This window comes from Candidatus Egerieousia sp., assembly GCF_056211015.1.
Genome location: NZ_JBAELF010000068.1, coordinates 19,470 through 28,723, shown reverse-complemented (window position 1 = coordinate 28,723; position 9,254 = coordinate 19,470). Strand labels below are relative to the sequence as shown.

Here is a 9,254-nt window from a genome sequence, read left to right as displayed (position 1 = left end):
GACTGGCAACAGCGGAAGTGCGAATGGAGCCCTTGAAGGGCCAGCGGCGTCGCCATGATGCTTTTGACACAAGTCGTTTTCGTACACCCTTGCAGGAATGCGTTCTAATAAGGACAGGTGAGAACCACCCCACCAAAATGATGGGGGTTGTTAACATCCATCCCTCTTGCAGACCACTCTGAGCGCACCTGGTGAGTACCGCTTTGAATAAATCCACTCAAATTCTGTTTTTGTCCGCTTGAATGCGTCAGTCACATCATTTGGTTATGTTTATGCCAGAGCTGCTTGCGCGGACCCTGCTTGGAGTGGCGCAGAATGGTGCCCGTTGCAGGCTGACCCCTCATTTTGGCCGGTCTGCCTGCGACCTCATGCCACAGAACACATTCCAGCCGCACATATCGCAGGCTGCTTTGGCGGGCAAGGAATTACTGATGCCTTTTTCGGATCTGAATTTCAGTTCTTCATGACAATAACGACAAAATCTCTCCTGCAATTTCATGTTCGTTCGGGATGGATACGAGTATCCGGATGCGGGATTGCTTGAGACGTTGCAATCATTTCCGGCAACTGCGCTCAAACCCCTTCTGTTCAGAATTTTCAGTTTACTCGATTCCTTAACTGATTGATAAGCTATGATGTATTTCCCACTGCCAGACTCAACCCCTTAGGCATCCTAGCGGTTGCACTCGGCTAGTTTGGTAGCTGTCTGATAATCAATAGCGTTCTTCTAGCGGGTGAACTCAAACTCTTCACAGTTATGTGGGCTTGAGCGTACCTGGTCAGGGAACGAATGGTCCGGCAACAGCGGAAGCACCAATGGAGCCCTTGAAAGCTCCATGCAGCGCTTCCTGCTGTAGCCGCTGGCTTGGGTATAAGGCCAGCGGCGGTGCCACATTGCTTTTGCCTCATTGCTTTGCCAATCCGCATCTCCATCCCGTACAGGATTTCGCCGTTTCCTGTACGAACTGACTGATTTAGCTCGCTCCGTACAGGATTTAGCCATTTCCTGTACAGACAGTCTGGTCCTGCCCGTTCGGTACAGGATTTGCTCATTTCCTGTACGAGCAGTCTGATTTTGCCCGTTTCGAGCAGGTTTTGCCCCTTAACCTGCTCGTTTTGCCGGGAATCTTGCTGTTTCGAGCAGGTTTTGCCCCTTAACCTGCTCGTGGCGGAATAACAATTTTATTGTGAACATTAATTGGGCAGTGGATTTGCGGTATTTTGAAAAAAGCGGTAAATTGCAGGGTTAAATTCGGGTGAGTTGCAAGTATTAATGTCCTATGTTGCGCAAATCTCACGTAAGTACTTGAAAAGGAATTAGTTAAACTATAGCAAAACTTGAGGAATGTTATTGTTTGGCTCAAGACGAAATTTGAACTTCAATGCTGGAGCGAAGCAGGACGGAGATTGAGAAAACTCGAATGTGAATTACGTAGAACAATATTAGTGTAATGAGCAATAGTAAGAAAAACGCCAAGAAGAAAGGCGGTCTGGCAAAGACCGTAAAAAAGGTGCGTGGTGAAAAAAGCAGAATGGTCAAGGACCGCAAACGTAACGGCCGGAAACCTAGCGGCTTTGGCAAACTTGAGGATGTGGTAGGCACGGTTTCAATGGGAAGAGGAGGCTACGGCTTCGTTACCGTTGAGGGCAGAAAGGACGATATCTTCATTCCGGAAAAGAAGATGCACAGTGCGTTGAGCGGTGATACCGTGCGTGTTGCCGTAAAGGCCAGAAGAGATAAGTTTAGAGCAGGCGGCAATTCATTGGAGCAAAGAAATAATGGCCAGCGTATGGAAGGAGAGGTCCTTGCAATAGTTGAAAGGAGTAATATGCCGTACGTTGGATTGCTTCAGATCATTTACAAGACGGTATGGGTTATCATTGAAAGCAAGTCAATGCCATACGACATAAAACTTCCTTTCAGCGAGGAATTGCGAAAGCTTGAAGGCCACAAGGTTGCGGTGAAAATTGTGAGGTGGCGTGACGGTATGGACGCTCCGCTGGGTCAGCTTCTCGACGATCTTGGACTTCCTGGAGACAACGAGACAGAGATGCATGCAATCCTTGCAGAATATGCCCTGCCATATAAATTCTCCAATGAGGTTGAACAGGCCGCTGCGGGCATCCCGGTGAAGATTAGCAAGAAGGACATTGAAGAAAGACGCGATTTCAGAAAGACACTGACTTTCACAATTGACCCTGCCGATGCCAAGGATTTTGATGACGCCCTGAGTTTCAAGCAGCTGGAGAACGGTAATTTTGAAGTGGGCGTTCATATTGCTGATGTTACCCACTATGTTCTTCCGAACGACACCATAGATACGGAAGGATACCAGAGGGGAACCTCCGTATATCTGGTTGACAGGACGATACCAATGCTTCCCGAAGTTCTTTCCAACAATCTGTGTTCACTCAGGCCGGGGGAGGAGAAACTTACTTTCTCTGTTGTATTTGAATTGGATGAAAAGGCTAATATCAAGGATACCTGGTTTGGAAGAACCATTATAAAGTCAGACAGAAGATTCTGTTACGAGGAAGTTCAGGAGTATCTTGAAGACAATGCTCTGGCAAAGATGGGCGGACTTGACCGCAGCAGGCTTGAAGCGCTGAAACTTCAAGCAGCCGGAAAAGCCGCTTCATGTCCGGTATCAGGAAGTGCAGATGTAAACGGATCATCTTTGGAATGTACGGCCAATGCATTGGAAGAGGTTGAAAAGACTGTAAGGAAGAGAAGAAGTTCAGCCAAGGAAAAGGAGGTGTTTGCCGCCGTTGGCCAGTTGCAGAAACTTGCCGCAATCCTGAGGAAGAAAAGATTCTCCCACGGGGCGATAGAGTTCGAACGTCCGGAAATGAAGGTGCTTGTTGACCAGGAAGGCAAGCCGTATGATGTGATCCAGAAAATGAGTTTCGAGGCCAACTGGCTGATAGAGGAGTTCATGCTCCTTGCAAACAAGGCCGTTGCAACATACGTGGCAAAGATGAAGGCCAAGAAGACCTTTGTTTACAGGGTGCACGATGCTCCTGATATGGAGAAGATTGAGCAGTTGAGAGGCTTCATCCATCATTTCGGATACGCCATGGGACCAACGGAAAACGGCAAGTCCGTGGCAAAGGAACTTAACACCCTTATGAAAAAGGTAAAGTCAAAGCCTGAATCCAATGCCATTCAGATTCTTGCTTTGCGAAGCATGGCCCGCGCAAAATACACAACGGACAACATTGGCCACTATGGTCTGGCCTTTGATTACTATACACATTTCACTTCACCTATCAGACGTTACCCCGATATGATGGTGCACAGGCTGCTTGCAAGATATCTGGCCGGTGAGGAAAGCGTGGCTGCAAACAAGTGGGAGGATTTCTGCAAGTATTGCTCCAGCCGGGAGCAGCTTGCAACCGAAGCCGAGAGGGCAAGCGTGAAATACAAGATGGCAGAATATCTGCAGAGCAGGATAGGTCAGGAATTTGAAGGAACCATTTCAGGACTTACCGAGCGTGGCATCTACGTTGAGATTGAGCCAACTAAGATAGAGGGAATGGTAAGCCTGCGCGATATTACTACAGACTATTTTGAATTTGATGAGAAGGAATATACAATAACAGGCAAGCGCACGAAGAAAATATATCGCCTGGGTGACAAAGTCCGCATCAAAGTTCTCAAAGTTTCCTTGGAACAGCGCCTCATAGACTACACCCTGGTTTCAGAATATTGATTTCAGTCATATTTTGAAGCAGCAAGTTCGGTATAGCCCGGGAGCGGCGAAGTAGGGTTTGGGACGGAGTCCCATGGAAAAGCAATGACTGCTGCCATCCAACGGATTTAAAAAAATGAAAAATGGTCACGAAATAGGTGAAAATGTGACCAAATACATGCAACAAGTGGCAAATGGCCACGCTTTGAGCGATTATGTGCCCGAATGCAGCGGCAGGCACTGGAATATGAAAAAGCTTTGCCCAGGAAAGGCAAAGTTTTTCAGATGAAGTGCCTGACGCAAGACAACGGAATGAAAAATAAATCAGATAGAAAAAATATGAACAAAAAAGTACTTTTGATGATCCTTGACGGTTGGGGAATTGGAGAGAGCAATGAAAAGACGAATGCCATCTTTGCTCAAGGACAGCCGAATATAGATGCTTTGATTGCAAAATATCCACATAGCCAGCTTCTGGCCTGCGGAGAGAACGTTGGTCTGCCGGACGGGCAGATGGGCAACTCCGAAGTAGGCCACCTCAATATCGGTGCCGGCAGGGTTGTTGACCAGGATTTGGTAAAGATAAACAAGGCCTGCAGGAGCAACGAATCGCTGTTGGCTGTAAAGGAGATAAAGGCCGCATACGATTACGTTAAGGAAAGCGGCAAGGCTCTGCATTTCATGGGACTTCTTTCAGACGGCGGTGTTCACAGCACAATCAACCACCTGATAGCAATGATCAGACTTGCACACGCTTATGGTTTGAAGAAAGTTTACGTTCATTGTTTCATGGACGGACGTGACACCGACCCCAAGAGCGGCAAGGGCTTCATTGAGCAGCTTCAGAAAGTGATGAAGGAGGAGAAGACAGGAGAGATAGCATCAGTCATCGGACGCTTCTATGCCATGGACAGGGACAAGAGATGGGAGAGAATCAAGATTGCATACGACCTGTTGGTGAACGGCATAGGTGAGGTGACCTTCAATCCTGCCCAGGCCGTTGAGGCATCGTACAGAAAGGCGGAGGCCGATCCTGAGTTCAAGGGAACAGATGAGTTTTTATTGCCTATCGCTGTAAAGAAGAAAGGATGCAGGGGTGCTGTGAAGAATGTGGCTACCATAAAGAAGGATGATGCCGTGATTTTCTTCAATTACAGGAATGACCGTGCAAGGGAGATCACCCGCGTGCTTACCCAGGAGGATATGCCTGATATGGGAATGCATACAATGCCTTTGCATTACTGCTGTCTGACTCCTTACGATGAATCCTTCACGGGTCTGCATATTCTGTTCGACAAGGAGAACGTTCACAAGACATTGGGAGAGGTTGTTGCGGCTGCCGGGAAGCATCAGCTGAGGATTGCGGAAACTGAGAAATATGCTCACGTTACATTCTTCTTCAATGGCGGCAGGGAGCAGGTTTTCGAGAACGAGGACAGAATACTCGTTCCTTCACCTAAGGTTGCAACATACGACCTGAAGCCTGAAATGAGTGCATACGAGGTTGCCGACAAACTGATTGAGGCTTTGAAGACACAGAAGAACGATATGGTTATCCTGAATTTTGCGAACGGTGACATGATAGGTCATACAGCAGTATGGGAGGCTATGAAAACAGCTGTGAAGGTTGTTGATGAGCTTGCGGCCAAGGTTACCGAAGTTGCCCGTGAGAACGGTTACTCGGTGCTCATTACAGCAGACCACGGAAACTGTGACGAATACATAAATGCTGCGGGCAAGGTGAGCAACGCCCACAGCTTGAATCCGGTTCCTTTCATTGTGGTAGACAACGATGTGAAAGCGGTAAGGGACGGTATTCTTGCCGACATTGCTCCTACAATACTCAAGCTTATGGGAATTGCCCAGCCTGAGCAGATGACCGGTAAAGCGCTGATTGATTTCTAATACCAAGTACCATGCCTTTCGTACACCTTCATTGCCATACATATTATTCCATTCTTGATGGAGCCGCTTCAATAAGTTCACATTTCAAGAAGGCCGCTGCAGACGGTCAGCCGGCCATTGCCATAACCGACCACGGCAATATGTACGGAGTGAAGGAGTTCCTCAAGGTTGCAAAGGATTTCCCTGACGTAAAGCCTATCATAGGCTGCGAGGTTTACGTGAATCCTGAGGGACGTTTCTCAAAGCGAGGCAGGGAGGACCAGGGTGCCAACCATCTTATCCTTCTTGCAAAGAATATTCAGGGATATTACAATCTGGTGAAACTGGTGTCCCTGGGATATACGGAGGGCTTCTATTACAAACCCAAGATAGACAAGGAGCTGCTGGAGAAATATCACGAGAATCTGATATGCTCTTCAGCCTGTCTCGGCGGTGAGATTCCTCAGAAGATTCTCAAGGGAGACATTGCCGGAGCGCGTGAAAGCGTACAGTGGTACAGGGATCTGTTCGGAGATGACTATTATCTTGAGGTTCAGCTCCACAAGAGCGAGATACCTGGATATGCGGAGGATGTCTATCCTGCGCAGCTTGAGGTCAACAAGGTTATCTTCAGCCTTGCTCAGGAGCTCGGCGTGAAGGTGATTGCAACAAACGACGTGCATTTCACCTCAAAGGAGGACGGTCCGGCGCACGACCGCCTCATCTGCCTTACCACCAACAAGAATTTCACGGATCCCAACCGCCTGCATTACACCCAGCAGGAATACCTCAAGACAGAGGAGGAGATGAGAGCTCTCTTCCCGGAGCATCCGGAAGTCATAGACAATACCATCGAGGTGGCTGATAAGGTTGAAAGGTACAAGATAGACAGGGACCATGTCCTTCCTGTCTTTACACTGCCCGATGGTTTCACGGATTCAAACGACTATCTGAGACATCTTTGCTACAAGGGGGCTGAGCGCCTTTATCCTGATATGACCGATGAGATCAGGGAAAGGATTGACTTTGAGCTGGAGACCATAAGGAACATGGGTTTCCCTGACTACTTCCTCATAGTTCAGGATTTCATAAATGCAGCAAGGAATATTGGTGTATGGGTAGGTCCCGGGCGTGGAAGTGCAGCAGGAAGCGCAGTTGCATACTGTCTTGGTATCACCAGCGTTGACCCTATAAAGTACAATCTTCTGTTCGAGCGTTTCCTGAATCCGGAGAGAATCTCAATGCCTGATATAGACATTGACTTTGATGATGACGGACGTGGGAAGGTACTTCAGTATGTAGAGCAGAAATATGGCAAGGACCACGTTTCCCACGTTGTTACATTCGGTACAATGAAGGCCAAGTCGGCAATCAAGGACATGGCCCGAATAGAGCAGGTGCCTCTTGCCGAAAGTGAGCGTCTTGCCAAGCTTGTTCCCGATGCCTTTGACCCTGACATTGTAACCGAGAAGGACAATGACGGCAATGAGGTAAAGGTTGAGAAGAAGGTCAAGGTGAATCTCAAGAACTGTTTCGAGAGAGTGCCTGAACTGAAGGAGGCGCTGGAGTCCTCGGAGATTCCCAATGTTTCCGAAACGCTTGAATATGCCCGCAAGCTTGAAGGAACGGTAAGGAATACGGGTGTTCACGCCTGCGCTGTGATCATTGGCAGGGGCAATCTTACCGATTACATACCTATCTGTCTTGCAAAGGACAAGGATACCGGTGAGGACATGTGGGTGAGCCAGTACGAAGGCCAGTTCATTGAGGATGTTGGAATGCTCAAGATGGACTTTCTGGGACTCAAGACACTCTCCATTCTCAAGGAGGCGGTAAGGAACATAAAGAAGCACAGGGGTGAGGATCTTGACATTAGCAGGATTCCTATTGATGACAGGCAGACTTACGAACTTTTCGGACGCGGCGAAACAATAGCCACGTTCCAGTTCGAGTCCGAGGGAATGCAGATGTATCTCAGACAACTCAAGCCTTCACGTTTCGAGGACCTGATTGCAATGAACGCTCTTTACAGGCCGGGGCCTATCGAGTACATCCCGAGCTTCATAAACAGAAAATTAGGAACGGAGAAGATTGAGTATGACCTGCCGGAAATGGCCAGCATACTTGAAGATACATACGGTGTTACGGTATATCAGGAGCAGGTAATGCTTCTGAGCCAGAAACTTGCCGATTTCACCAAGGGCCAGGCTGACGGTCTGCGCAAGGCCATGGGTAAGAAGAAACTGGACAAGATGATGGAGTACCAGCAGATTTTCATGGAGCAGGGCCAGAAGAACGGCCATCCGCAGAACATGCTGGAAAAGATATGGACAGACTGGAAAGCCTTTGCGGAATACGCCTTCAACAAATCGCACGCCACCTGCTATGCATGGGTGGGATATCAGACAGGATACCTCAAGGCTCATTATCCTGCCGAGTTCATGGCAGCCAACCTTTCAAGCAACCTCAACAACATCACCGAGCTCATAAAGTTCATGAAGGAATGCAAGCGCATGGGCATTGCGGTGCTTGGTCCAGATGTGAACGAGAGTGATTTGAACTTTTCTGTGAACAAGGACGGCAACATACGCTTTGGAATGGCCGGCATCAAAGGAATGGGCTACAATTCAGTTGAGGCTATCATCAAGGAAAGGGAGAACGGCCCGTACAAGGATCCGTTCGATTTCATTGAAAGGACCGCAGGCAAGGGAAACATGAACAGGAAGGCGCTGGAATGCCTTGCTCATTCAGGAGCATTCGATTCAATGAATGTGAAAAGGGATGTATTCTTTGCAGTTACAGCAGATGGCGGAACTTTCATTGACACTCTTGCCGCATATTCTTCAAAAATAGCCGAGGATTCCTTCTATGCCGGCAATTCGCTGTTCGGAGACGATATCACGCTCAAGCCTGTACGTCCGGACATTCCGGAAACGGCACCAGTGAACATTCTTGAAATGCTCAAGGTTGAGAAGGAACTGGTTGGCATATACATTTCAGCACATCCGCTCGATCTTTACAGATTCGAGATGGACCATTTCACCACCTGTCCCGCAAACAAACTTGCACAGATGCGTGAGGATGCCGCAACAACGCCTGCACTTCAGGGGGCAATGCTGATGGTTGGCGGCCTGGTTACTACAGTGGCAAAAAAAATGTCGCTCAAAGGTCAGCCTTGGGCGCAGTTCACACTTGAGGACTATGCCGGAAGCCATGAATTCAGGGTGTTCGGCAAGGATTATGAAAGATACGCCCCTCTTCTTGAAGCAGGCCAGGCCGTATTGCTGAAAGTTCAGCTCCAGCCAAAGAATTATACAAAGAACCAGGACTATTCAAAGAAGGAAGAAGAGAACAAGGGACCTGTGGAATGCGACATTAAAATCCGCAACGCAATGCTTCTTGCAAACGCCAGGACAGACTTCCTCCATTCCTTTGAAATCCATCTGCCGGTTGAAATGATAAATCCTGCTTTCAGGAAGGAGTTCGTAAAGGCCCTGAAGACCAATAAGGGAGACAAGCTTCTTTCCATCAAGGTTCTGTGCGCAAAGGAAGGCATAGCTCTTGACTGCTTTTCACGCAAATACAAGACTAACGCATCGGATGAACTTATGGAGTGGCTTGACACCAATAAGATAAGGTACGAAACCCTCTGTGACATGAGCCGGTTCTAGCGGCTTC

The 9,254-nt window shown here is 48.2% G+C and carries 5 protein-coding genes; 4 read left to right on the top strand and 1 reads right to left on the bottom strand.

The window, feature by feature from the left end; genetic code table 11:
* The first annotated feature begins 272 nt into the window (after nt 1–272).
* Entirely contained in the window at nt 273–467 is a 195-nt protein-coding gene (locus AC06L3_RS04785) for a hypothetical protein (protein WP_475669481.1), read from the top strand.
* Between the two features lie 260 nt (nt 468–727).
* Here the strand turns inward: AC06L3_RS04785 and AC06L3_RS04780 are convergent, their stop codons facing one another.
* On the bottom strand, nt 728–1,003 hold the full coding sequence (locus AC06L3_RS04780; RefSeq protein WP_475669480.1) for a hypothetical protein: 276 nt from the start codon (nt 1,001–1,003) through the stop codon (nt 728–730).
* Nucleotides 1,004–1,451: 448 nt separating this feature from the next.
* On the opposite strand from AC06L3_RS04780, the gene AC06L3_RS04775 reads away from it, so the two are divergent.
* The 3 genes from AC06L3_RS04775 (at nt 1,452) to dnaE (ending at nt 9,247) form a co-directional block, all read left to right on the top strand.
* Nucleotides 1,452–3,713: a ribonuclease R family protein gene (locus tag AC06L3_RS04775; protein ID WP_475669479.1), complete on the top strand. Its 2,262-nt coding sequence runs from the start codon at nt 1,452–1,454 to the stop codon at nt 3,711–3,713.
* A gap of 318 nt (nt 3,714–4,031) precedes the next feature.
* On the top strand, nt 4,032–5,597 hold the full coding sequence (gene gpmI, locus AC06L3_RS04770) for a 2,3-bisphosphoglycerate-independent phosphoglycerate mutase (RefSeq protein WP_475669478.1): 1,566 nt from the start codon (nt 4,032–4,034) through the stop codon (nt 5,595–5,597).
* 11 nt (nt 5,598–5,608) lie between these two features.
* On the top strand, nt 5,609–9,247 hold the full coding sequence (gene dnaE, locus AC06L3_RS04765; RefSeq protein WP_475669477.1) for a DNA polymerase III subunit alpha: 3,639 nt from the start codon (nt 5,609–5,611) through the stop codon (nt 9,245–9,247).
* Nucleotides 9,248–9,254: the final 7 nt, after the last annotated feature.

Coding starts and splice junctions, on each gene's coding strand:
- AC06L3_RS04785 (WP_475669481.1), top strand. CDS start 273: ATGCCAGAGCTGCTTGCGCGGACCCTGCTTGGAGTGGCGCAGAATGGT.
- AC06L3_RS04780 (WP_475669480.1), bottom strand. CDS start 1,003: ATGGCTAAATCCTGTACGGAGCGAGCTAAATCAGTCAGTTCGTACAGG.
- AC06L3_RS04775 (WP_475669479.1), top strand. CDS start 1,452: ATGAGCAATAGTAAGAAAAACGCCAAGAAGAAAGGCGGTCTGGCAAAG.
- gpmI (WP_475669478.1), top strand. CDS start 4,032: ATGAACAAAAAAGTACTTTTGATGATCCTTGACGGTTGGGGAATTGGA.
- dnaE (WP_475669477.1), top strand. CDS start 5,609: ATGCCTTTCGTACACCTTCATTGCCATACATATTATTCCATTCTTGAT.